Origin of the sequence: Pseudomonas viridiflava, from assembly GCF_900184295.1 — a bacterium.
GTDB lineage: Bacteria > Pseudomonadota > Gammaproteobacteria > Pseudomonadales > Pseudomonadaceae > Aquipseudomonas > Aquipseudomonas viridiflava.
On sequence record NZ_LT855380.1, the window covers coordinates 917,758 to 941,804 of the forward strand.

22 protein-coding genes are annotated in these 24,047 nt (G+C 61.8%); 12 read left to right on the forward strand and 10 right to left on the reverse strand.

The window, feature by feature from the left end; translation table 11 throughout:
- Positions 1–108: 108 nt before the first annotated feature.
- From CFBP1590_RS04460 to CFBP1590_RS04470, 3 genes are all read left to right on the forward strand, one after another.
- A complete protein-coding gene (locus tag CFBP1590_RS04460; protein ID WP_088234547.1) occupies positions 109–1,635 on the forward strand; it encodes a CoA-acylating methylmalonate-semialdehyde dehydrogenase in 1,527 nt (508 codons plus the stop codon).
- A 30-nt stretch (positions 1,636–1,665) separates the two neighbouring features.
- Positions 1,666–2,553, forward strand: a complete 888-nt coding sequence (gene mmsB, locus CFBP1590_RS04465) for a 3-hydroxyisobutyrate dehydrogenase (RefSeq protein ID WP_058432653.1) — start codon at positions 1,666–1,668, stop codon at positions 2,551–2,553.
- Between the two features lie 81 nt (positions 2,554–2,634).
- Positions 2,635–4,605: a TonB-dependent receptor domain-containing protein gene (locus tag CFBP1590_RS04470; RefSeq protein WP_088234548.1), complete on the forward strand. Its 1,971-nt coding sequence runs from the start codon at positions 2,635–2,637 to the stop codon at positions 4,603–4,605.
- A 346-nt stretch (positions 4,606–4,951) separates the two neighbouring features.
- Here CFBP1590_RS04470 and CFBP1590_RS04475 read toward each other — a convergent pair whose 3' ends face one another.
- Positions 4,952–6,286, reverse strand: coding sequence for an ATP-binding protein (locus tag CFBP1590_RS04475; RefSeq protein WP_088236360.1), 1,335 nt, complete (start codon positions 6,284–6,286; stop codon positions 4,952–4,954).
- Between the two features lie 29 nt (positions 6,287–6,315).
- Positions 6,316–7,080 (reverse strand): response regulator transcription factor, encoded by a 765-nt coding sequence (locus tag CFBP1590_RS04480; protein WP_043305152.1) that lies wholly within the window; start codon positions 7,078–7,080, stop codon positions 6,316–6,318.
- 263 nt (positions 7,081–7,343) lie between these two features.
- On the opposite strand from CFBP1590_RS04480, the gene ggt reads away from it, so the two are divergent.
- On the forward strand, positions 7,344–9,071 hold the full coding sequence (ggt, locus tag CFBP1590_RS04485) for a gamma-glutamyltransferase (RefSeq protein ID WP_029243554.1): 1,728 nt from the start codon (positions 7,344–7,346) through the stop codon (positions 9,069–9,071).
- Positions 9,072–9,364: 293 nt separating this feature from the next.
- Here the strand turns inward: ggt and phnE are convergent, their stop codons facing one another.
- From phnE to CFBP1590_RS04505, 4 genes are read right to left on the reverse strand one after another with little or no spacing between them, the layout of a single operon-like run.
- Positions 9,365–10,132 carry a phosphonate ABC transporter, permease protein PhnE gene (phnE, locus tag CFBP1590_RS04490; RefSeq protein WP_058432990.1) on the reverse strand — a complete coding sequence of 256 codons (768 nt, stop codon included), beginning with the start codon at positions 10,130–10,132 and terminating at the stop codon, positions 9,365–9,367.
- Positions 10,129–10,956: a PhnE/PtxC family ABC transporter permease gene (locus CFBP1590_RS04495; RefSeq protein ID WP_058432989.1), complete on the reverse strand. Its 828-nt coding sequence runs from the start codon at positions 10,954–10,956 to the stop codon at positions 10,129–10,131. The genes phnE and CFBP1590_RS04495 overlap by 4 nt, the downstream gene beginning before the upstream one ends.
- Positions 10,950–11,750, reverse strand: coding sequence for a phosphonate ABC transporter ATP-binding protein (locus CFBP1590_RS04500; protein ID WP_058432988.1), 801 nt, complete (start codon positions 11,748–11,750; stop codon positions 10,950–10,952). The genes CFBP1590_RS04495 and CFBP1590_RS04500 overlap by 7 nt, the downstream gene beginning before the upstream one ends.
- On the reverse strand, positions 11,747–12,598 hold the full coding sequence (locus tag CFBP1590_RS04505) for a putative selenate ABC transporter substrate-binding protein (RefSeq protein ID WP_088234549.1): 852 nt from the start codon (positions 12,596–12,598) through the stop codon (positions 11,747–11,749). Before CFBP1590_RS04505 ends, CFBP1590_RS04500 begins: the two co-directional genes overlap by 4 nt.
- Positions 12,599–12,833: 235 nt before the next feature.
- Between CFBP1590_RS04505 and selD the strand changes: the two genes are divergently transcribed.
- Together selD and mnmH are read left to right on the forward strand one after the other, a co-directional pair.
- On the forward strand, positions 12,834–13,868 hold the full coding sequence (gene selD, locus CFBP1590_RS04510; RefSeq protein WP_043305146.1) for a selenide, water dikinase SelD: 1,035 nt from the start codon (positions 12,834–12,836) through the stop codon (positions 13,866–13,868).
- Complete coding sequence (gene mnmH / locus CFBP1590_RS04515; protein WP_029243548.1) at positions 13,868–14,974, forward strand: tRNA 2-selenouridine(34) synthase MnmH; 1,107 nt, start codon at positions 13,868–13,870, stop codon at positions 14,972–14,974. The genes selD and mnmH overlap by 1 nt, the downstream gene beginning before the upstream one ends.
- Before the next feature lie 137 nt (positions 14,975–15,111).
- On the opposite strand, the gene CFBP1590_RS04520 is transcribed toward mnmH, so the two are convergent.
- Complete coding sequence (locus tag CFBP1590_RS04520; RefSeq protein ID WP_088234550.1) at positions 15,112–15,993, reverse strand: LysR family transcriptional regulator; 882 nt, start codon at positions 15,991–15,993, stop codon at positions 15,112–15,114.
- 99 nt (positions 15,994–16,092) lie between these two features.
- Here CFBP1590_RS04520 and CFBP1590_RS04525 point away from each other — a divergent pair, with 99 nt between their 5' ends.
- Positions 16,093–16,857: a sulfite exporter TauE/SafE family protein gene (locus CFBP1590_RS04525; RefSeq protein WP_088234551.1), complete on the forward strand. Its 765-nt coding sequence runs from the start codon at positions 16,093–16,095 to the stop codon at positions 16,855–16,857.
- On the opposite strand, the gene CFBP1590_RS04530 is transcribed toward CFBP1590_RS04525, so the two are convergent.
- Positions 16,811–17,146, reverse strand: a complete 336-nt coding sequence (locus CFBP1590_RS04530; protein WP_029241560.1) for a putative quinol monooxygenase — start codon at positions 17,144–17,146, stop codon at positions 16,811–16,813. The two genes, CFBP1590_RS04525 and CFBP1590_RS04530, sit on opposite strands and share 47 nt — an antisense overlap.
- Positions 17,147–17,338: 192 nt before the next feature.
- Here CFBP1590_RS04530 and mdaB point away from each other — a divergent pair, with 192 nt between their 5' ends.
- Both mdaB and CFBP1590_RS04540 read left to right on the forward strand, forming a co-directional pair.
- Entirely contained in the window at positions 17,339–17,923 is a 585-nt protein-coding gene (gene mdaB / locus CFBP1590_RS04535; protein WP_025995145.1) for an NADPH:quinone oxidoreductase MdaB, read from the forward strand.
- Between the two features lie 330 nt (positions 17,924–18,253).
- On the forward strand, positions 18,254–19,150 hold the full coding sequence (locus CFBP1590_RS04540) for a LysR family transcriptional regulator (RefSeq protein WP_088234552.1): 897 nt from the start codon (positions 18,254–18,256) through the stop codon (positions 19,148–19,150).
- 49 nt (positions 19,151–19,199) lie between these two features.
- On the opposite strand, the gene CFBP1590_RS04545 is transcribed toward CFBP1590_RS04540, so the two are convergent.
- Complete coding sequence (locus tag CFBP1590_RS04545) at positions 19,200–20,441, reverse strand: TIGR03862 family flavoprotein (RefSeq protein ID WP_088236361.1); 1,242 nt, start codon at positions 20,439–20,441, stop codon at positions 19,200–19,202.
- A gap of 63 nt (positions 20,442–20,504) precedes the next feature.
- On the reverse strand, positions 20,505–21,422 hold the full coding sequence (locus CFBP1590_RS04550) for a histone deacetylase family protein (RefSeq protein WP_058432668.1): 918 nt from the start codon (positions 21,420–21,422) through the stop codon (positions 20,505–20,507).
- 118 nt (positions 21,423–21,540) lie between these two features.
- Between CFBP1590_RS04550 and CFBP1590_RS04555 the strand changes: the two genes are divergently transcribed.
- From CFBP1590_RS04555 to CFBP1590_RS04565, 3 genes are all read left to right on the forward strand, one after another.
- Entirely contained in the window at positions 21,541–22,110 is a 570-nt protein-coding gene (locus CFBP1590_RS04555) for a GNAT family N-acetyltransferase (RefSeq protein ID WP_004888334.1), read from the forward strand.
- Positions 22,111–22,233: 123 nt separating this feature from the next.
- Positions 22,234–23,103: an acyl-CoA thioesterase II gene (tesB, locus tag CFBP1590_RS04560; RefSeq protein ID WP_029243801.1), complete on the forward strand. Its 870-nt coding sequence runs from the start codon at positions 22,234–22,236 to the stop codon at positions 23,101–23,103.
- Complete coding sequence (locus tag CFBP1590_RS04565; RefSeq protein WP_029243802.1) at positions 23,100–23,690, forward strand: HAD family hydrolase; 591 nt, start codon at positions 23,100–23,102, stop codon at positions 23,688–23,690. The genes tesB and CFBP1590_RS04565 overlap by 4 nt, the downstream gene beginning before the upstream one ends.
- Positions 23,691–24,047 lie beyond the last annotated feature (357 nt).

The window sequence follows — 24,047 nt, forward strand, 5'->3', positions numbered from 1 at the left end:
CCAAAGCACGCCCTCTGACCATCCAACAACAACGCTGTCAGGGAAACCGTGACGGCTGGGCATCGAGTGCCCGGCAGGTCCGGTGTGCCTGAAGGGAGAACGGTTGAAATGAACGCCTCACTGAACAAGAACAATACGGCCGTAGCTCGCGTGAAACTGCTGATCGACGGCGAATGGGTCGATTCGCAAAGCAACGAGTGGCAGGACATCGTCAACCCGGCGACGCAAGAAGTGCTCGCACAAGTGCCGTTCGCCACGGCGACTGAAGTGAACGCAGCCGTTGCTGCCGCGCACAAGGCGTATCGCACCTGGCGGGAAACGCCGATCGGTGCCCGCATGCGCATCATGCTCAGGTTGCAGGCGCTGATCCGCGAGCACTCCAAACGTATCGCAGCGGTGCTCAGTGCCGAGCAGGGCAAGACGCTCGCCGATGCCGAGGGCGATATCTTTCGTGGCCTGGAAGTCGTCGAGCATGCCTGTTCGATCGGCACGCTGCAGATGGGCGAATTTGCCGAAAACGTGGCCAGTGGTGTCGATACCTACACGCTACGCCAGCCCATTGGCGTCTGTGCCGGGATCACGCCGTTCAACTTTCCTGCGATGATCCCGTTGTGGATGTTCCCGATGGCCATCGCCTGCGGCAACACCTTCGTGCTCAAGCCTTCCGAGCAGGATCCGCTGTCGACCATGCTGCTCGTCGAACTGGCGGTCGAGGCGGGCATTCCGGCCGGTGTGCTCAACGTGGTGCACGGCGGCAAGGAGGTCGTTGACGCGATCTGCACGCATCCGGACATCAAGGCCATTTCCTTCGTCGGCTCGACGGCCGTTGGCACCCATGTGTATGACCTCGCAGGTCGGCATGGCAAGCGCGTGCAGGCGATGATGGGGGCCAAGAACCACGCGGTGGTGCTGCCCGACGCCAACCGCGAGCAGACCCTCAATGCGCTGGTGGGCGCAGGTTTTGGTGCGGCCGGGCAGCGTTGCATGGCGACCTCGGTGGTGGTGCTGGTCGGCGCCTCGAAACAGTGGCTGCCGGACCTCAAGGCGCTGGCGCAGAAGCTCAAGGTCAATGCTGGTCATGAGCCGGGTACCGACATCGGTCCCGTTATCTCCCGCCGTGCCCGGCAGCGCATCGTCGATCTGATCGAAAGCGGCGTACGTGAGGGCGCGACGCTGGAGCTGGACGGCCGGGACATTTCGGTACCGGGCTATGAGGGTGGCAACTTCGTCGGACCGACGCTTTTTTCCGGCGTCAGCACCGACATGCAGATCTACACCCAGGAAATCTTCGGCCCAGTGCTGGTGGTGATCGAGGTGAATACCCTGGATGAAGCCATCGCATTGGTGAACGCCAATCCCTTCGGTAATGGCACCGGCCTGTTCACCCAGAGCGGTGCGGCGGCGCGCAAGTTTCAGAGTGAAATCGACGTCGGCCAGGTAGGCATCAACATCCCGATTCCGGTCCCGGTGCCGTTTTTCAGCTTCACCGGTTCACGGGGTTCCAAGCTGGGTGATCTGGGGCCGTACGGCAAACAGGTGGTGCAGTTCTACACCCAGACCAAGACCGTCACCAGCCGCTGGTTCGATGACGACAGCGTGAATGACGGCGTGAACACCACGATCAATCTGCGCTGAGCCCAGGCAGTTCCGCGAAGGAGAATAACAATGAACATCGCATTCATCGGTCTGGGCAACATGGGCGCACCCATGGCCCGCAATCTGATCAAGGCCGGGCACTCGCTGCAGCTGTTTGATCTGAACAAGGCCGTACTGGCCGAATTTGCCGAACTGGGCGCGCAGATCAGCGATTCGCCCAGGCAGGCGGCCGAGGGCAGCGCACTGGTCATCACCATGCTGCCAGCAGCAACCCATGTGCGCAGTGTGTACCTGAACGATGACGGCGTGCTGAAAGGCATCGCCCCCGGTACGCCTGCGGTTGATTGCAGCACCATCGATCCGCAGACCATCCGTGACATTGCCGCTGTCGCTGCGCAGCAAGGCGTCGTGCTCGGTGACGCGCCGGTTTCGGGCGGCACGGGTGGCGCGCAGGCGGGCACGCTGACGTTCATGGTGGGTGGCTCGCCCGAGCACTTTGCAACGCTCAAGCCAGTGCTGGAACAGATGGGCCGAAACATCGTGCATTGCGGTGAAGTCGGAACCGGTCAGATCGCCAAGATCTGCAACAACATGCTGCTGGCGATTTCGATGATCGGTGTGTCGGAATCGATGGCGCTGGGCAATGCGCTGGGCATCGATACGCAGGTGCTGGCCAATATCATCAACACCTCGACTGGCCGTTGCTGGAGTTCGGAAGCCTACAACCCTTGGCCGGGCGTGGTCGAAACCGCTCCGGCATCGCGAGGGTACACCGGCGGCTTCGGGGCCGAACTTATGCTCAAGGACCTGGGGCTGGCAACCGAGGCGGCGAGGTCGGTGCAGCAGCCGGTGGTTCTCGGTGCGGTGGCGCATCAGCTGTATCAGTCCATGAGTTTGCGGGGCGAGGGCGGGAAAGACTTCTCGGCGATCATTGAGGGGTATCGCAGGAAGAGCTGAGGGACTTGTCACATCTTGTCCAACCTTCCTGAATGCAGATGCATACGATTCTCTTTTACTTGTGAATCGTAAGGAAGCTTCATGCATTCTCCTCTTCGTTTGCGGCCTGTGGCTGTGATGGTCAATGTCGCTCTGGCCTGTCTGGCATCGGGTCAGGTTTACGCGGCCGAGCCGGTCATCGAGTCGGCGAATGTGCTGTCCCTCGAAGACGTGGTGGTGACCGCCGCCGGTTTCGAGCAGAACCTGGAGGATGCACCGGCCTCGATGACGGTCATTACCGGTGACGAGCTGCGCAAGCGCTCGTTCCGCGACCTGACCGATGCCGTACGCGATGTCGAGGGTGTGACCGTCAATGGCGGGGCGAACGAAACCGACATCTCCATTCGCGGCATGCCCGCCGACTACACGCTGATTCTGGTCGACGGCAAACGCCAGAGCGCCCGTGAATCGAGGGTCAACGGCAACAGTGGTTACGAACAGAGCTTCATCCCGCCCGCCGAAGCCATTGAGCGCATCGAAGTTGTGCGCGGGCCGATGTCATCGCTGTATGGCTCGGACGCGATTGGCGGGGTGATCAACATCATCACGCGTAAGGTCACGCCCGAGTGGGGCGGTTCGATCACCTACGATTATTCGGCGCGACAGCACAGCGATCAGGGCAATGCGCGACAGACACAATTCTTCCTCGGTGGCCCGCTCAAGGCCGACCTGCTGGGTCTGCAGGTCTGGGGACGTTATCTGGATCGTCAGGCGGACGATGACATTGAGCAGACCAACGGCTTCAGCAAGGCTGACCATCGCGATATGACCGCGCGGCTGTCGATCACTCCGACGGTTGACCACGACATCCTGTTGGAAGCCGGTGCGACGCGCCTGAAGAACGGCGATGGCCTGAGCGCCAACTGGGCGACGCGCGAGCAGGAAAACAATCGCGATCACTGGTCGATTTCTCACCAGGGTCGCTGGGGCTGGGCGACGTCGGATGTATCGCTGGCGCACGAGAAGTCCAGCCGTGAAGGCAAGGCCAGCGCAGCCCAGACCGACGTGCTCGGCCGCAAGCCGACGGTCGAGAACACCGTGCTGGATGCCAAGCTGGTGATGCCGACCGAACGCAATATCACCACCACCGGCCTGCAGTGGAACGACACCACCGTAACGGACTGGAATCAGGGCCTGGGTGACCGCAAGGATTATGAGTTCTCAGTGGTACAGAAAGCACTGTTTGCCGAGAACGAGTGGTCGGTGACTGACACGTTCGCGCTGACCACCGGCCTGCGCATGGACCATCACGAAGAATACGGCGTGCATTTCAGTCCGCGCATTTATGGCGTGTGGCGCGCGACTGACGACTGGACCTTCAAGGGCGGCGTGGCCCGTGGTTTCAAGGCCCCTGAAGTGCGCGCCGTGGTGCCGGGTTATTCGTACCTGCGCCGCAACACGTTCGTGATGTTCGGTAACCCGGACCTCAAGCCCGAGACCAGCACCAACTACGAGCTGTCGGCGTTGTGGTCCAACCGCAATGACCTGTCGGCCGGTGCAACGGTGTTCTACAACGATTTCCAGGACAAGCTCTCGACCGTCACCACGACAGAGCGCTGGAACGGCTTCATCGTGATGGACCGCGTCAACGTCGACAAGGCGGTGATCAAGGGCATCGAGCTGAACGGTCGTTGGGACATCACCCCGGACGTGGCGCTCAAGGGCAATTACACCTACACCGATTCGGAACAGAAAAGCGGTGCCAATGCCGGTGCGCCGCTGGCCCTGACGCCTGAACGCAAGGCCAACCTGCGCGCTGAATGGAACGTCAACGACCGCACACAGCTGTGGACGGCGACCAACTACTACGGCAAGGAATACGGCAACACCGTCAACGACGAACCGTCGCCTGCCTACACCACGGCAGATCTGGGCGGCTCGTATGAACTGACCAAAAACGTGTCGTTCAATGCTGCGCTGTACAACATCACCGACAAGCGTCTGGATGACGAAACGTACGGCACGGTGAATTACGGTCGGACACTGTGGGCGAGTACGACGGTACGTTTCTGATGTCGGGAATAGTGTCGCGTCATCATCAAGCACTGATCATGCCCACGCTCCGCGCTCATCGTTATACACAAATCGACCTGGAGGAATGCGGTATCTGAAAGTGGGAGCGGACTTGTCCGCGAATACTGCGTTTCAGACGCTGCATCTTCGTCGGATGTACCAGTTTTCGCGGACAAGTCCGCTCCCACTGCCGAAATCGTACCCGCACCAGATGATCATCGCGACTTATGTATAACGATGAGCGCTCCGCGTGGGCATGCCTCCCGTGACGCTCCGCGTCACAAATGGCACAGATTGCGGAATCGATGAGCCGAGCGCATTAAGCTCTGCGTCCCCTGCACGGTGATCAGCCTTCGGGCAATCTCACGACAGCGCACAGCCCGGCGGGCGGGCGGTTTTCCAAGGTGAGTTCGCCGCCGTGGGCCTGAATGCAGGAGCGGGCGATGGCCAGTCCCAGGCCCAGTCCGCCGCCCTGTGCAGTGTCGGCGCCATTCTGACTCAGCTGCACGAACGGTTCGAACACGTGCGTCAGCCAGGCCTGTTCGATACCCGGTCCATGGTCCAGAACCTCCAGACGAATGTGCCCATCGGGCTCGGTCCACACGCTGACCCTGGCATCGCCCGCATGTTTGAGGGCGTTGTCGATCAGGTTGGTCAGCGCACGCTTGAGCGCCAGCGGTCTGCAACGAAACCGGATCTCATCCTGACCGTCCCAGCGAATCGGCTGGCCCATGCTGGTGTAACGTTTGGCCAGGTCATCCAGAAGGCCGGTCAGCGAAATGTCGACCATCGCTTCCTGCACCGCATCGCCGCGCACGAAGTTCAGGGTTTCGCGCACCATCGCCCGCAGCTCGTCGAGGCTTTCCAGCATGTCGTCGCGCTCGGGTCCTTCCTCAAGCAATTCCATCTGCAGGCGCAATTCGGTGATCGGCGTGTTCAGGTCATGACTGATGGCAGCGAGCATGCGCGTGCGGCCTTCGACATGCCGGGCGATGCGCTCCTGCATCACGTTGAATGCGATGGTCAGGTCGCGGGCTTCCTGCGGGCCGGTCATGGGCAGCGGCGGTATCCATTCGCCCCGACTGACACGCTCGGTCGCCTGGGCCAGACTTTTGATCGGCTGCACGATCCGACGCATGAAGAACACCACGATCAACAGCACGGGAATGGTGGTCACCGGCAGCGTATAGGCGAGCATACGACCCCATTCATAACCCCCGGCCGGATGCTGGATGGCGTTCAACTGCGAGCCGTTGAGCAGGTCGATGCTGGTGCGCAACCGCAAGGGTGCCCAACCGGCCGCGACGAACACGTGCGCACGGGCGGGACCGCCGCTGATGCGTTCAAGCTGCATGCCGATGGTGGTTTCGTCGGGCAGGGTCAGGCGCTTTCTCAGGTCTGCGACCAGCCGATGTTCTTCGGCGCGCATGTCCAGCGTATTGGCGATGGGATATCGGGACACCCACAGCTCCGAGTCCGGCGTCTGCATGGCGCTCAACAGGCGCGATGCATCATCGGCGGACAGACCCTGGGCGGCGAGGTACGCAGTGATCAGCCGTTCAATGGCCAGCGTGCGTGACAACGGGTGAATCAAGGCGCCGGTGCGTTGCAGGTACAGCATGGCGATGGCATTGGACGCCAGCAGCGCAAGCAGCAACAACACGCCCAGTTGCTGGGTCATGCGTTTCGGCCACAGGCATTTCACCCACTTCATGCGTCGAGCACAGTCACGTCAGCGGCCAGCAGATAACCGTCGCCCCAGATGGTGCGCAGCAGCTCGGGTTCGAGCGGATTGTCGTCGAGCTTGCGACGCAGGCGGCTGATCTGCCGGTCAATGGCGCGGTCGTAGACTTCGTTGCCGGGCCGCGCCGTCAGGTCGATCAGGCGTTGGCGGCCGAGAATGATGTTGGGGTGGTTGAGCAGCACGCCCAGCAAGCGGCTCTCCACGGTACTGAGCCTGACAGTCGAGCCGTCACGTCGTACCAGCGTCCCGGTGCTGGCGGCAAAGCGCAGGCCTGCAAACGCGTAGTGCCGATGCAGCGTGGCGGTTTCGTCGGGTGTAACGACTGTAGTTTCAGGGCGCGCCGGTCCGCATCTGCGCAGCACGCTGTTGATCCGCGCGACCAGCTCGCGAGGCTCGAAAGGCTTGGTGATGTAATCGTCTGCGCCGATGTCCAGGCCGCGCACCCGGTCGGCCGGAGTGTCTCGAGCGGTGAGCAGAATCACCGGAATGTTCTCGCGCCGATGCAGGCGGTTGCACAGATCAAAGCCGTCGCCGTCCGGCAGCATCACGTCCAGCACCACCACGTCGAAGCTCTGCTGCTTGAGCAGTTGCCACATGCCCGCCGCGTCTTCGGCCGTGCGCACCTCAAACAGATGACGTCGCAGGTACACCGCGAGCGGGTCGCGGATCTTGCGATGATCATCCACCACCAGAACACGTGGGGCCGGGCGAGATGAAGTTGACGCGCACATCATGATGTTCCTGCGGCACGGGCTGGAGAGGATTTGTGGATGATTCTCATTGGTGGGCGCGATCTTATCCCATTCACAGCGCGGGCGCTGGCTGACATGCGTTTGGTCTTTTGCACTAGGTAAACACGTCAGGACCCGCTACCTTGATCGGGTTCGACCACCGCAAGGATGCAGGTATGCCTTGGGGAGGTAGTGCAGCGCCATCGCCCTCCATGTGGGCAGTGGGTATCAAACGTCCCGGATTCAGGAAGAAGAGACTGCTCATGAAGTTCGAACCCCTCGCCAGATCGCTGATTGCGACGGCACTGATTGTTGCGTATTCCCCCACTTTCGCTGCGTCACAGGCACCGGTCGCCGCCGAGAACGGCATGGTCGTGACGGCCCAGCACCTGGCCACTCACGTCGGCGTCGATGTGCTCAAGGATGGCGGTAACGCCGTCGATGCTGCGGTTGCAGTCGGTTATGCGCTGGCGGTGGTGTATCCCGCAGCCGGTAACCTGGGCGGCGGCGGTTTCATGACCGTCCAGCTGGCCGATGGCCGCAAGACCTTTATCGACTTCCGCGAAAAGGCCCCGCTTGCCGCTACCGCCAACATGTACCTGGACAAGGATGGCAATGTCATCCCGGACCTGAGCGCCAAGGGCCATCTGGCCGTCGGCGTGCCCGGCACCGTGTCAGGCATGGAGCTGGCGCTGAGCAAATACGGCACACGCAAGCGCGAAGACGTGATTGCGCCGGCGATCAAGCTGGCTGAAGACGGATTCACCCTGCGCCAGGGCGACATCGACATGCTGCACACTGCGACCGACGTGTTCAAGGCGGACATGGCCGATTCCGGTTCCATCTTCCTCAACAAGGGCGAGCCGCTGCAGGTCGGCCAGAAACTGGTCCAGAAAGACCTGGCCAAGACCCTGCGCGAAGTCTCCGAGAAGGGCAGCGATGGTTTCTACAAAGGCTGGGTCGCCAAGGCGCTGGTCGACTCCAGTCAGGCGGGCAAGGGCATCATCACCCAGGCCGACCTCGATCATTACAAGACCCGTGAACTGGCGCCCATCGAATGCGACTACCGCGGCTATCACGTGGTGTCGGCGCCGCCACCGAGCTCCGGCGGCGTGGTCATCTGCCAGATCCTGAACATTCTGCAAGGCTACCCGATGAAGGAGCTGGGCTTCCGCTCGGCGCAGGGCACGCACTATCAGATCGAAGCCATGCGCCACGCCTACGTGGACCGCAACAGCTATCTGGGCGACCCGGACTTCGTCAAGAACCCCATCGAGCACCTGCTGGACCCTGCCTACGCCGACAAACTGCGTGCCGCCATTGATCCGAACAAGGCCGGTGATTCGAACAAGATCAAGCCGGGCGTCGCGCCGCATGAAGGCAGCAACACCACGCACTACTCGATTGTCGACAAGTGGGGTAACGCGGTCTCGGTGACCTACACCCTGAACAACTGGTTCGGTGCAGGCGTCATGGCCAGCAAGACCGGTGTCATCCTCAACGACGAGATGGACGACTTCACCGTCAAGCCGGGCGTGCCGAACATGTACGGTCTGGTGCAGGGCGAAGCCAATGCCATCGCGCCGGGCAAGACGCCGCTGTCGTCGATGAGCCCGACCATTGTCACCAAGGACGGCAAGACCGTGATGGTCGTCGGCACGCCAGGCGGCAGCCGCATCATCACTGCAACGCTGCTGACCATGCTTAACGTGATCGACTACGGCATGAACATTCAGGAAGCGGTCGATGCGCCACGTTTCCACCAGCAATGGCAGCCGGATACGACCAACCTGGACACCTTCGCGGTCAGCCCGGATACGTTGAAGATCCTCGAAAGCTGGGGCCACAAGTTTGCAGGTCCACAGCCGATGAACCACGTGGCAGCGATTCTGGTGGGCGCTCCGTCGCTGGACGGCAAACCGGTCGGCAACAACCGCTTCTACGGCGCCAATGACCCGCGTCGTAATACGGGGTTGTCGTTGGGGTATTGATCCCGGAAGTATCGCGGCGAGCTGGTGGCTGTGTCTGTACACCTGACACACCGCTTGCTTCCCGCAATCACCGCCTCTTATCAAACAACCTGTAAACCACTGAAGGAAAGCAATTTTTTGTAGGAGCGCGCTTGGTCTGGGCGGCAATCCGACGATAGGATCCTACAGACAGAAAATCAGCGACTGACATAACGCAATCGCGGGCAAGCGCGCTCCTACGGTCCGTGTTTGCTGCGCGACAGCGCTACGTCGATATGGTGGCGCCTCCCACAGGATCCGCGTATCTCTGGTGATCAACCACGCACCCACCGCTGACGGCTCCAGCCGCTCAGCGCATCCACGGCAAACACCAGTACCAGCATCGCGAGGATGACGGTGCTGGCCTGGGCTTCCTGGAACAGGCTGAGGCTGACATAGAGCATCTGTCCCAGGCCACCCGCGCCCACGAAACCCAGAATGCTTGCCATGCGAATGTTGTTCTCCCAGCGATACAGAGTGTACGCCAGCAGTTGCGGCCAGAGATTGGGCAGCGTGCCGTAGCAGAACGCTTGCCATGCGCTGCCGCCCTGCAGACGAATCGCAGCGGCGGGTTCCGGGGCGGTGTTTTCCAGCGCTTCGGCGAACAAGCGACCCAGCACGCCTGTGGTATGCAGTGCCAGTGCCAAGGTGCCCGCGTTGGGTCCAAGCCCTGCGGCCAACACCATCAGCACCGCCCACACCAGTTCCGGAATGGCCCGCAACGCATTGAGCAGCAGACGGCTCAGGCTGCGCAGCGGCCAGCCCAGGCGACCGGCAGCAGGTAGGGCCAGCAATAATCCACCGATCACCGACAGCAGTGTGCCGAGCGCCGACATCGCCAGGGTTTCCAGGGCGCCCTTGCCGATGGCCTGCAAGTGACCGGCGCTCAGGTCCGGGCTCATGAAGCGCAAGGCGTAGCGGCCCATTTGCGTCAGACTTTCAGGACTGCTCAGGCCGAACAGATCCATGCCCAGATAAACGAACGAGCCGATCACCGCCGCAACGATCGCAATCAATAACAGCCAGTTGCCAGCCCGCCTCATGTGAACCTCCCGCGCAGCAGGCGGCTCAACTGATCCGCCAGCAGCACCAGCACCAGAAAGGTCAGCAGCATGCTCGCCACTTCGGCACCGGCGAACATGCGCATCGACAGATCGATCTGTTGGCCCAGTCCGCCTGCGCCGACGAAGCCCATCACCACCGATGCGCGGACCGCGCATTCCCAGCGATAGACCGTGTACGACGTCAGTTCGGCAGCGGCATTGGGCAGGATGCCGTACACAAGCGCGGCTAATCGTCCGCTGCCCGCCTGCATCAGAGCGTGGGCCGGGCGTTGATCAACGGACTCGAAGATCTCGGCGTAAACCTTGCCCAGCATGCCCGCGTAGGTAATGGCGATGGCCAGCACACCCGCTGTCGGACCCAGCCCGACGGCGCGCACGAACAGCAGCGCCCAGACAATTTCCGGCACGCTGCGCAGGAAAATCAACAGACCGCGCGCAGGCCAGCGCAAGCACTGACCGAGCCAGCCGGGCTGTCCTGCACGAGAGGCGGCCGACAAGGACAGCGCCGAGCTCGCCAGCAGGCTTGCCGGTATGGCCAGCAGCAGCGCCAGAGCCATGCCCGCCGTGGCAATCGCCAGCGTCTGCAGGGTGGCGTCGATCAGCAGCGTCAGAAACTCGGGGTCATGGGCGGGCGGCCAGAAGCCGGCGACAAAACTGCCCATGGTTCGGGCATTTTCCGCTTTAAGTAAAACGGTGGGATCAAGCTCAGCCAGGCGAATGCCCGGCCAGAGCAGCGCGACCGCCAGCAGCGCCAGTAACAGACGCGGTATGGCGGCCGGGTCGCGTCGATCACGACTCAGCATCGCGGCGTCCAGGGCGCAGTGGCAGGTGTTTCGGTGCTGGGCGCAGTGCTCAGTTGTTCGTTGGCGTACAGCGTATCGAGGTGTTCCCGGCTGACGTCGCTGGCGTTCAGGTCGAAATGAATCTGCCCGTCCCGTACACCGATGATGCGCGGAAAATGCGCCAGGGCCAGCTCAACGGCATGCAGACTGGCGACCAGTGTCACGCCGTGTTCGATGGCGTGCTGACACAGCAACGCCAGGGTGTGGTCCGCCAGACGTGGGTCCATCGCCGAGACCGGCTCGTCCGCCAGCATCACTTCCGGGGCCTGATACAGGGCGCGGGCGATGCCGACACGTTGCAGTTGCCCGCCGGACAGTTGCTGACAGCGCACGAACAGCTTGTCTGCCAGATCCAGCCGCGCCAGCACGTTGCGCGCGCCCGGCACGTCGAGTGGGTGCAGCAAGTTCAGCAACGACTTGCCCAGGCCCCACTCACCGAGCTTGCCAGCCAGCACGGCTGTCACCACGCGCTGACGCGGCGGCAGCGGCGGGGCCTGATGGATCAGCGCAATACGACGGCGCAGTTGCTGGCGCTGCCGACTGGAAAGCCGCCAGGGACTGGTCCCCAGAATTTCCAGTTGCCCCGCGCTGGGCGGCAGGGCGCTGGCCAGCAGGTTGAGCAGCGTGGTCTTGCCCGCCCCGGACGGACCGATGATCGCCACCCGCTCGCCCTGCGCGATGCTCAGTTCCAAGCCCCGCAGCGCGAGCGTACCGTTGCTGTGGCGCAGGTCTATCCCGGACAGGCGCAGCGTCATTTCAGCAGGTCGGCAGCGCGGGCAGCCTCTTCGATGCCCTTGTAGTTTTCCGGCCTGGTCTCGATGAAGCGGCTGGCCGCCTGCAGATCAAGAATCGCTTTCTGCTCCGGGTTGGCCGGGTCCAGGTCCAGGAAGGCCTGTTTGATCTTCGCCGCGAGACCTTTGTCCAGCGATCCGCGCACGGTCCAGTTGTAATCGAAGTAGGTCGGCGTGGTGGCGAAGACGCGCACCTTGCTGGTGTCGACCTTGCCGTTGGCGACCAGTTTGTCCCACACGCTGGCATTCAGCACGCCCGCATCGACCTTGCCCGCCTGAACCCAGGCGGCCGTGGCGTCATGCGCGCCGGAGTAGGCCACGCGGCTGAAGAAGGTTTCCGGCTTGATGTCTTCCTTTAGCATGAAGTAGCGCGGCATCAGGCTGCCGGACGTGGACGACACCGAGCCGAAGGCGAAGGTCTTGCCTTTCAGGTCCGCCAGGCTTTTCACGTTCGGATCGGAGGTGATGAATTTGCTGGTGAACTGGGCGTCCTGCTCACGCTGTACCAAGGGCACGGCGTTGCCGGTCTTGAGGTTGACCTGCACGAAGGTGAAGCCGCCCAGCCAGGCCATGTCCAGACGGTCGGTGGCCAGCGCTTCGACCACCGCCGGGTAGTCCGCCACCGGAACGAACTCGACCTTCATGCCCAGTCGCTGCTCCAGGTAGGCACCCAGCGGCTTGAACTTGCGCAGCAGTTCGGTCGGTGCTTCGTCGGGAATGGCCGACACGCGCAGCACATCGGCCGCGTGGCTGGTCAGTGCGGTAAAGGACAGTGCAAGGCCGGCGGCGAGCGCCAGGGTACGCTTGAGCATGAAAGTTCTCCGGTTCAATAGCGGAAAAAACGACAAGGCAAAGCGACTCTGGACAAGCAGGCACGCTTCGATGGATTCAGTACTGGAGCGCGGGATTATAAGAGGCGCGGCGAGAAAGGCCAGTTCGGCAGGCGCATCGTGTTGATGGCATGACCGAACGGCGACGCCGTTTGCGCTGAAACCGCAACAGACCCTAGACTCCGCAGCCTGTTTCCCCGTTACCGAGAGTGTCGCGATGAGTGAGCCAATCCGCCTGACCCAGTACAGTCACGGAGCTGGGTGTGGCTGCAAGATTTCCCCCAAGGTGCTGGATGTGATCCTGGCCGGCAGCGGCGCGCAGAACCTTGACCCGAACCTGTGGGTCGGCAACGCCTCGCGTGACGATGCCGCTGTCTATGCGCTGGACGATGAGCGCGGTGTGGTCTCGACCACCGACTTCTTCATGCCCATCGTCGACGATCCGTTCGATTTCGGCCGCATCGCGGCAACCAATGCAATCAGCGACATCTATGCGATGGGCGGCGATCCGCTGATGGCCATCGCCATCCTCGGCTGGCCGGTCAATGTGCTGCCGCCTGAAGTGGCCCGCGAAGTGATTCGTGGCGGCCGCGCGGTCTGCGATGCGGCGGGTATTCCGTTGGCAGGCGGCCATTCGATCGATGCGCCCGAGCCGATCTTCGGCCTGGCGGTGACCGGCGTCGTGCAGAAGAAACACATGAAGCGCAACGACACCGCGCTGGCAGGCTGCACGCTGTACCTGACCAAGCCGTTGGGTATCGGCATTCTGACCACCGCCGAGAAGAAGGCGAAACTGCGTGAGCAGGACGTCGGTCTGGCGCGTGACTGGATGTGCACCCTGAACAAGCCCGGCAGCCGTTTCGGCAAGCTGGGCGGCGTGATGGCGATGACTGACGTCACCGGTTTCGGTCTGTTGGGGCATCTGGTCGAAATGGCCGATGGCGCAGGGCTGACGGCGCGTCTGGATTACGCCGCCGTGCCGCGTCTGCCGGGTGTCGAGCATTACATCGCCGAAGGCTGCGTGCCGGGCGGTACGTTGCGCAACTTCGAAAGTTATGGCGACAAGATCGCATCGCTCAGCGACGCCCAGCGCGATCTGCTGTGCGACCCGCAGACCAGCGGTGGTTTGCTGGTGGCGGTCACCCCGGAAGGTGAGGCGGAGTTTCTGGCAGTGGCTGCCGAGCTGGGGCTGCAACTGAACCCTATCGGCACATTGCTCGAGCGACAGACCCACGCCGTCGAGGTGTTCTGATGGCCGACAACAGCAGTGATTACCGCGCTCTGTTTCTCAACGATGTGCCGATGATGGATGCCCGGGCGCCGGTGGAGTTCTCCAAGGGGGCGTTTCCGGGCGTGATCAACCTGCCGTTGATGACTGACATCGAGCGGCAGAAGGTCGGCACCTGCTACAAGCAACATGGGCAGGATGCGGCGATCAAGCTGGGCCACCAACTGGTCTGCGGGCCGGTCAAGGATGAGCGCGTCGAGGCCTGGCTGGCATTCGCCAAAGCCAACCCGAATGGCTACCTGTACTGCTTCCGTGGCGGTCTGCGTTCGCAGACCGTGCAGCGCTGGTTGCAAGAGGCGGGCGTCGACTATCCGCGCATCATTGGCGGCTACAAGGCGATGCGGACCTTTCTGCTCGACACCCTGCACGATGCGGTGACCGAGTGTGATTTCGTGGTGCTCGGCGGTATGACGGGTACGGGCAAGACCGAGGTGGTTACCCAGCTTGCCAATAGCCTTGATCTGGAAGGCATCGCCAACCACCGAGGTTCCAGCTTCGGCAAACGGGCCACCGGCCAGCCGGCGCAGATCGATTTCGAGAACCGTCTGGCCATCGACCTGCTCAAGAAGCGCGCCGCCGGTATCGAGCAGTTCGTGCTGGAAGACGAAAGCCGTCTGGTGGGCAGTTGCAACGTGCCGCTGGAACTGCACCAGGCCATGCAGGACTGCTCGATGGTCTGGCTGGAGGACAGTTTCGAAAACCGGGTCGAGCGTATTCTTCGCGATTACGTGACCGACCTGTGTGCCGAGTTCATCAGCCTGCATGGGGAGGAAACCGGTTTCGACCTGTTCGCCGAGCGCCTGCTGCAAAGCCTGAAGAATATCCACAAGCGTCTTGGCGGCGAGCGCTTGCAGCGACTGCAAGCCATCATGCAAGACGCACTCGATGAACAGCGACGCAGCGGCAAGGTTGATCTGCACCGTGGCTGGATCGAAGGCCTGCTCGGCGAATACTACGACCCGATGTACGCCTACCAGCGCGAGCACAAGGCTTCACGTATCGAGTTCGCCGGGACTCAGAACGAAGTGGTCGCGTACCTGCGTGAGCGCAAGGCAAAAGCGCTGTCGTGATCGTTGCCCTTCCCCGGCGCGTCACGGGCTGCATGCCCACGCGATGGGCACGATCGGCGTCCTTGAGATCACTGATCGTTCCTACGCTCTGCGTGGTAACGCCTCTCGGGACGCTCCGCGTCCGCTTTTGATCAGTGTTAATGCCTCAACGCATCCAGCAGCGCCCTGGCGTAACCAGGCAGGGCGCTGAAGTCTGCGGCGCAGAGCAGCAACTTGCGGTCGGCCCAGGGATCGCTCAATCGCACTGCGGCAAAGCGCCGTGGGCGGGTCGTGCGGTCCACTGCTGCCTGCGGCACGATGCCCAGTCCGGCGCCGTGGGCGACCATGCGCAATACACCATCAAACCCTTCGGCGCGGACCCTGATGCGCATGCGTTTGCCTATGTGCAACGCCTGTTCTTCGATATGAATGCCCAGCGCGCTGTTGACCGACAGGCCGACAAACTCCTCGTCCAACGCCTCTGCGAAGCTGACACGGGTCAGCTCGCTCAACGGATGATCAAGCGGCATGACCAGTGTCAGCGGATCGTCACGAAAGGGCAGGGTTTGCAGGTCACTGGCATCCACAGCGTCGGACACGATCCCGATGTCTGCCGTCCCGTGACGCAACGCATGCAGGATGCGCAGGCTGGTCTGTTCCTGAAGGTCGACGTCGATGTTGGGATGCGCCACCAGAAAGTCGGCCAACCGTTCCGGCAGGTGCTCGCTCAGCGTCGAGGTGTTGCAGAGCAGCCTGACCTGACCTTTGAAACCCTTGGCGTAATCAGCGAGATCGAACTGCATGCGTTCGACCTGTTGCAGGATCACCCGTGCATGCTGGGCCAGCGCCTTGCCCGCAGGCGTTGGTGTCACGCCCCGTCGGCCTCGTTCAAGCAGTGGCGCCTGCAACGACGCTTCCATCGCCCGAACGCGCGCGCTGGCCGATGGCAGTGACAGATGACTGCGTGTTGCGGCGGCAGTGATACTGCCCGTCTCGATCACGTGCTGAAAAAGGCGCAGATCGGTAAGGTCGAAGTGCATGTAAAGAATATTCCTCGCTGATCAGCCTCTGTCCATGCCAGAGGCTGGCTCAGTATATGCCAGATTTTCAGTACGCTCTGGAACGTCCAGAATCGCGTCATGAATACACTCTTCGATACGTATCAAGCGCTCAGCATCGGTCTGATTGCGTTGGTCTTCGGCACCTTCCTGCTGGCGGGCACCGTCAAAGGCGTGATCGGCCTGGGCCTGCCGACGGTGGCCATGGGTTTGTTGGGGCTGGCTATGCTCCCGGCGCAGGCTGCAGCCTTGCTGATCATCCCATCCATCGTGACCAACTTCTGGCAACTGGCGACAGGCGGGCACCTCGGCGGGTTGATTCGTCGTCTCTGGCCGATGCTGGCGATGGTGTTTGCAGGCACCCTGGCAGGTTCGTTCTGGCTGGGCATGAACGGCGATCATTCCATGACGCGGGCGTTGGGCGGGGCGCTGCTGCTGTATGCGCTGAGCGGGTTGTTCATGCCGACGCTCAAGGTAGCCCCGCACACCGAGCGCTGGCTGGGCCCGGTATGCGGCCTGCTCACCGGCATCATCACCTCGATGACAGGCGTGTTCGTGATTCCTGCCGTGCCGTATCTGCAGGCTCTGGGCCTGGAGCGTCATCAACTGGTGCAGGCGCTGGGGCTCTCGTTCACGGTTTCGACGCTGGCGCTGGCCATCGGTCTGTCCTCGACCGGCGCGCTCGGCGGCAGCGAGCTGGGCGCTTCATTGCTGGCGCTGCTCCCGGCGCTGCTGGGCATGCTGCTCGGCCAATGGTTGCGGGAGCGGATCAGCGCCGTGATGTTCAAGCGCACTTTCTTTATCGGGATGGCGCTGCTGGGACTGCACTTGCTGGTGAAGGGCTGAGCAGGTCGATGAGGCGAATGTCGAAGTCGCTGACCAGGTATTCAAAACGCTTTTCAGCGAACGCTTTCATGTGCGGCTGCGCAGAGTGAACGTCCAGATCCTCTTTCGACGCCCAGACCTCAAAGAAGATGAACAGCGCCGGGTCTTGCTGATCGCGCAGCATGTGGTATTCGATGCAGCCCGGCTCGCTGCGGCTCTGCGCAACGTAGGAACTGAATAGCGCTTCGAACTCCGCTGACTTTTCAGGGCGGGTGTGGGCATGAAGGATGAAGCCGTATTGCTCGCTCATCTGGGTGGTCCTCTGCTGAAAGTGATCGCATTTTAAGTCAACAATATTATGTGGATTTGTGACTTATCAGCAAAAGTGATTTGTCCGTCATCGCCTTATTCTCAAGCCACTTCGTCTTTATTCTTGCCCTCATCAATTAATGACTGGCCCCAGCCGAACCATAAGGCAGGGCCGAGCATCCAGAGGTCTGGCATGAAGAAAGTATTGTTTCTCAACGGTGGCAAACAGTTTGCTCACTCCGACGGTCGCTACAACGCGACGCTGCACGAAGCCGGAGTGGCGTTCATGGACCGCGCCGGTTATGACGTGAAGGAAACCTTCATCGACGGTGGCTATGACGTGGCTGAAGAAGTGCAGAAGTTTCTGTGGGCCGACGTCATCGTCTGGCAAATGCCGGGTTGGTGGATGGGCGCGCCGTGGACCGTGAAGAAGTACATCGACGAAGTGTTTACCGAAGGGCACGGCAGCCTGTACGCCAACGACGGCCGCACCCGTTCCGATGCCTCGCAGAAATACGGCAGCGGCGGTTTGCTGCACGGTAAGCAGTACATGATCTCCGCGACCTGGAATGCACCGCAGCAAGCGTTCGATGATGCTTCGGATTTCTTTGAAGCCAAAGGCGTCGATGCCGTTTACTTCCCGTTTCACAAGGCCAACCAGTTCCTGGGCATGACCGGCCTGCCGACCTTTCTGGCGGTGGATGTGATGAAAATGCCGAACATCGAGGGTGATGTGAAACGGTATGAAGCGCATCTGGCCAAAGTGTTTGGCGTTTGAGGTGATCGTCCCTGCATTCTGTGTTAGACGCAGGTCTTGCGGCACCAACGGATTGTGGGAGGCGGCTTGCCGGCGATGAACGATGACGCGATGTTCCTGACGTACCGCGTCGACTGCATCGCCGGCAAGCCGCCTCCCACGGTCCAGTGTTTGCTGCAAGACAGCGCTGTGTCAGAGACACAGGGGCATCTCCCACGGTATTTGTATTCACTCAGTCCTGCCGTTTAAGTCTTGATGCGCAGGCACTCCGAGCGTGGGAACGATCAGCACAACTCACGCCTTTGCTTGAAACACAGCTAATATCCCCAGACTCTTGAGCAGGGGACAACAGTGAAAGCCAGGTCCGATGAATTGCAGGTGTTCGTTTCGGTGATCGAAAGCGGCTCCATTTCCGCCGCGGCCGAAAAGATGGGGCAGACGCCGTCCGGGATCAGCCGCACCTTGTCGCGGCTCGAGGCCAAGCTTGAGACCACGCTGATCAACGGCACTACGCGGCGCATGGACCTGACCGAAGAGGGCAAGTTCTTCCTGGCCCGTGCGCGGCTCATTCTCGAGCAGATGGAAAGTCTGGAAGAGCACCTCATGTCTTCACGGCAGACACCGGCCGGACGCCTGCGCGTCAACGCCGCGTCGCCGTTCATGCTGCATTCGGTGGTGCCGCACGTGGCGGAGTTTCGGCAGCGTTACCCGGATATCCAACTGGAACTGGACAGCGACGACTGGTTCATCGACCTGCTGGAGCAGAACACCGATATCGCCATCCGCATCGGTGCACTGCCGGATTCGACCCTGCATGCCCGCGCGCTGGGCAGTTGCCTGCTGAACATCGTCGCCAGCCCTGCATATCTTGAGCACCATGGCACGCCGCAAACCGTCGAAGCGTTGTCGCAGCACACGCTGGTGGGGTTCAATCAGGTGGAAGTGCTCAACCGTTGGCCGTTGCGACATGCCGGGGGCGATCGCTATCCGATCAAACCTGCGGTTGTGGCATCCAGTGGTGACACCTTGCGTCACCTGGCGCTGGAAGGGGTGGGGATTGCCTGTCTGTCCGACTTCATGACCCACGAAGACCTGCGGGACGGAAGGCTGGTCGGCATTCTGCAGGACGCCAACAGCGGTCATCGCCAGCCGATCAACGCGGTCTACTACCGCAACTCGCAGCTGGCGCTGAGGATTCAGTGTTTTCTGGATTTCATGCAGGAAAAGTTGAAAGACTACGCGCAGTGATCGCGGCTTGTATAACGAGCATAAGCATCCTGCAGCGACGCAAAAGTAATCACCGCCTGTCGCGCAACCATTCCACCATCCCCAGCCCGGCAGCCCGCCCGCTGGCGAAACAGGCGGTCAGCAGGTAACCGCCGGTCGGTGCTTCCCAGTCGATCATTTCGCCCGCGCAGAACACGCCGGGCAGTTGTCTGAGCATCAAGCGTTCGTCCATGGCCTCAAACGTCACGCCACCAGCGGTGCTGATGGCTTCGTCTATAGGCCGTGGCCTGATCAGTCGCAATGGCAAGCCCTTGATCATCTGGCTCAGCAGCGCCGGATCGTCGAAGGCTTCGCGTGGCGCCAGTTCTCGCAGCAATGACGCCTTGGCACCGTCGATACCCAACTGGCTGTGCAGGTGTCTGGACATCGAGCGCGAGCCGCGAGGTTTGCTCAGGGCCTTGTGTACATCGCCTTGGGACTTGCCGGGCAGCAAGTCGATCTGCACGCTGGCCGAGCCGCTGAGGTTGATCTGCTCCCGGATCTGCGCCGACAGCGCATACACCAGACTGCCTTCCATGCCCGTTTCGGTCAGCACACATTCGCCCAGACGCATTGGCTGTCCCTGCAGGCCCATGGCGATGTTCTTCAATGGCGCACCGGCGAACTTGCTGCGCAATAAGTCGCTCCAGGCCGTGACCTCAAAGCCGCAATTGGCGGCCTGTAGCGGCGCGACGCTCACCTGCTGCGCCTCAAGCCAGGGCACCCAGGCGCCGTCGGAGCCCAGTCGCGCCCAACTGGCGCCTCCCAGCGCCAACAGCGTCGCGTCAGGTTCGAGCGTCAACTCGCCTTCAGGATGGGCGATACGCAGGCGACCGTCGGCGTTCCAGCCCAGCCAGCAATGCCGCGTGTGGATCATGACGCCCGCGTCCCGCAGGCGTTTCAGCCAGGCGCGCAGCAGAGGTGCGGCTTTCATGTCCGTCGGAAATACCCGCCCCGAGCTGCCGATAAAGGTGTCGACACCCAGATCATGAATCCACGCGCACAAGGCATCCGCATCGAACTGCCTGAGCAAAGGCGCGATCATCGGCGAGCGTTCGAAGTAGCGGGACACAAAATCCGGGTAGGGTTCGGAGTGGGTGATATTCATGCCGCCGACCCCGGCCAGCAAAAACTTGCGCCCGACCGACGGCATACCGTCGTACAGATCGACCCGAAATCCGGCCTGGCTCAACACTTCGGCTGCCATCAGGCCTGCAGGTCCGCCTCCGATGATGGCGACGGATTGAGGTTCGGAGGCAGTGGAGTCGGTCATGATCAGCTGAATATCGATAGCGGGAAAGAGCGGCATTCTACCCGAGATTTGCCGCTCGGCCTGTCACAGGCCCAGATCCTGCCAGACCCGTTGCGCGCTGTGATGCAGGATGCCGTGCCGCCGGGCCAGCGCCTGACGGTCCTTGCTGTAACCACCACCGATCACGCCCATGACCGGGATGTCACGACCCAGACAATGACGCAGCACGGCCTCGTCGCGATCCGCCAGTCCCTGATCCGTAAGCTTCAGATAACCCAGCGCGTCATCCTTGTGGACGTCCACGCCCGCGTCATACAGCACCAGATCCGGCTTGTAGATCGGCAGCAGGTAGTTGAGCAGGTCATCGACGACTTTCAGGTAATCGCTGTCGCCCATGCCCATCGGCAGCGGGATATCCCAGTCGCTCTGGGCCTTGCGGGCCGGGAAGTTCTTTTCGCAGTGCAGCGAGACCGTGATGGCGTCTTCGGTGTCCGCCAGAATGCGCGCCGTGCCATCGCCCTGATGCACATCGCAGTCGAAGATCAGCACCTTGTCCACGCGGCCGCTCTGCAGCAGGTACTGACTGATCACCGCCAGGTCGTTGAAGATGCAGAAACCGGCCGGATAATCATAGTGCGCATGGTGGGTGCCACCCGCCAGATGGCAGGCCAGACCGTGGTCGAGTGCCTGTTCGGCCGTGAGCAGCGAGCCGCCCACGGCACGGATGGTGCGCCGCGCCAGTGCCTCGCTCCAGGGCAGACCGAGACGGCGCTGGTCCTCGCGTGACAGGTCGCCACTCAGGTAACGGCTGATGTAAGAGGGGTCATGTGCCAGGGCCAGAATATCGGCCGGGCACAGCTCTGGGCGTAATAATTGAACGTCGCGTGTCACGCCGCTGTCGATCAAGTGATCGCGCAACAGACGAAACTTGTCCATGGGAAACCGATGGTCAGCCGGAAACTCCGGGCTGTAGTCGTCGTGATAGATCAGCGGCAGGGACATTTTGCGTCCGGTCAAAGGTCGAAGCCCGATAGTGCCAGTTATGCGCCGTGTCGCACAGTTGGCTGCAACTTCAACAGACTACACTTGCGCCCGAAGATGACGGTTACAGGGGAGATCGATGGAACCGATACTCAAGCTGGACAGCGCCCGATTGCTGATGCGGCAGTGGCGCGATGACGATTTGCCTGCGTTTGCCGCCATGTGCGCCGATCCGCAGGTGATGCGGTATTTCCCCGAGCCCCTCAGCCGCCTCGAAAGCGCCGCCATGATCGGGCGGATGCGTGGGCATTTTGCCGAGCTGGGTTTTGGACTGTGGGCGCTTGAGCGTAAGGACAACGGCGCATTCATCGGCTTTACCGGCTTGGGCGTGGTGGGGTTCGACGCGCACTTCACGCCCGCCGTCGAGATCGGCTGGCGTCTGGCCCGCGAGCACTGGGGGCTGGGTTTTGCCAGCGAAGCGGCCTGGACGGTGCTGGGCTGCGGCTTCGAGCGCCTGAAGCTGGATGAGATCGTGTCGTTTACGGCCGTTAGCAATGAACCGTCGCAAAAGGTGATGCAGGCCATCGGGATGCTGCACGATCCATCCGACGATTTCGATCATCCCAACCTGCCGGACGGACACCCGCTCAAGCCGCACATGCTTTATCGCATCAATCGCGAACAGTGGCTCAATACCCTGAAACCCTGACTGAGCCCGCCGCCTTATTTCTGTATCATTTCACTTTAATGGTGCAGGCCTTGCGGGCCTGCCGCGAACACACCGACCGCCGTTGCCAGGCGAGTGCGGGTACGTTTTGTGCGAGGGATGAACATGAGCCAAGTGCTGGATGATCTGGTTGAGCTGCTGACGCTGGAACCTATTGAAGAAAACCTGTTTCGCGGTCGTAGCCAGGATCTGGGCTTTCGCCAGCTGTTCGGCGGTCAGGTGCTGGGGCAATCGCTGTCTGCCGCCAGCCAGACGGTCGAGGAGGACCGCCACGTTCATTCACTGCACGGCTATTTCCTGCGTCCTGGCGATGCCGGGCTGCCGGTGGTCTATCAAGTGGACCGCGTGCGTGACGGCGGCAGTTTCAGCACCCGTCGCGTTACGGCGATCCAGAAGGGCAAGCCGATCTTCACCTGCAGCGCGTCGTTCCAGTACGACGAAGAGGGCTTTGAGCATCAGGCTCCGATGCCGCAGATCGTCGGGCCGGAAAACCTGCCCTCTGAACTTGAACTGGCGCAACAGCGTGCGCACCTGATTCCTGAAGCAGTTCATGACAAGTTTCTGCGCCCCAAACCCATCGAGTTTCGTCCGGTGACTGCCGAGGATCCCTACAACCCGCAACCCGGCGAGCCAGTGAAGTATGTGTGGTTCAGGGCCGATGGCACGCTCAATGACGCGCCTGCGCTGCACAAGTACATGCTCGCCTACGCCTCGGACTTCAACCTGCTGACGACCTCGCTGAAACCGCACGCCAAGACTGTCTGGCAGCGTGACATGCAAGTGGCCAGCCTCGATCACTCATTGTGGTTTCACAACGACCTGCGTGCCGACGACTGGCTCCTTTACGCCATGGACAGCCCGTGGGCAGGCAACTCTCGCGGCTTTTCGCGTGGCAGTATCTTCAACCGCGCCGGGCAACTGGTTGCTTCGGTCAGTCAGGAAGGGCTGATCCGCCATCGAAAGGATTGGGCATGACACTGCATGACATTCGGCACTGGGTGTTCGACATGGACGGCACACTGACCGTCCCTGTGCACGACTTCCCGGCCATCAAGCGCGAGCTGGGCATTCCGCAGGACGCCGATATTCTCGGCCACCTCGCTGCATTGCCTGCGGCTGAATCCGCTGCCAAGCACGCCTGGTTGCTGGAGCACGAGCGAGAACTGGCCCTGGGTTCGCTACCGGCCGATGGCGCCGTCGATCTGGTTCGTGAGCTGGCGGCGCGTGGCTATCGCCTGGGCATCCTGACCCGCAACGCCCGCGAGCTGGCGCACATCACACTGGAAGCCATCGGCCTTGCCGACTGCTTTGCGGTAGACGACGTACTGGGACGCGACGAAGCGACGCCCAAGCCCCATCCGGCCGGTCTGCTGAAACTGGCCAGTGCCTGGGACGTGGAACCGAAAAAGATGGTGATGATCGGCGATTACCGTCACGACCTGGATTGTGGCCGGGCAGCAGGCGCGAAGACCATTCTGGTCAACCTGCCGGAGAATCCATGGCCCGAGCTGGCGGACTGGCATGCCGTGGACTGCGTGGCATTGCGCGGGATGTTGAACTGACAGGCGGCCTCATCGTCCGCGCTAAACACATGCGTTTATCTGAACGAATGCAGAGCCCGTGGTAGGCGCCACCACGTCTTCGACGTAGCGCTGTCGCGCAGCAAACTAGGTGGGAGCGGACTTGTCCGCGAAAAGGCCTGTACATCCTACGAATATTCGTCGGCTGAACTACAGCATTCGCGGACAAGTCCGCTCCCACAAATCCGGTTTCTTCAGTGGCTTACAGGTTGTTTGATAAGAGGCGGCTTGCCGGCGATTCAGTTTCTCAGGCGACCCTTGAGTGCCTGAACTGACGCCATCGCCGGCAAGCCGCCTCCCACAGTCCGGTATGTGCTACGCGAAAGCGCTACGTCGAAG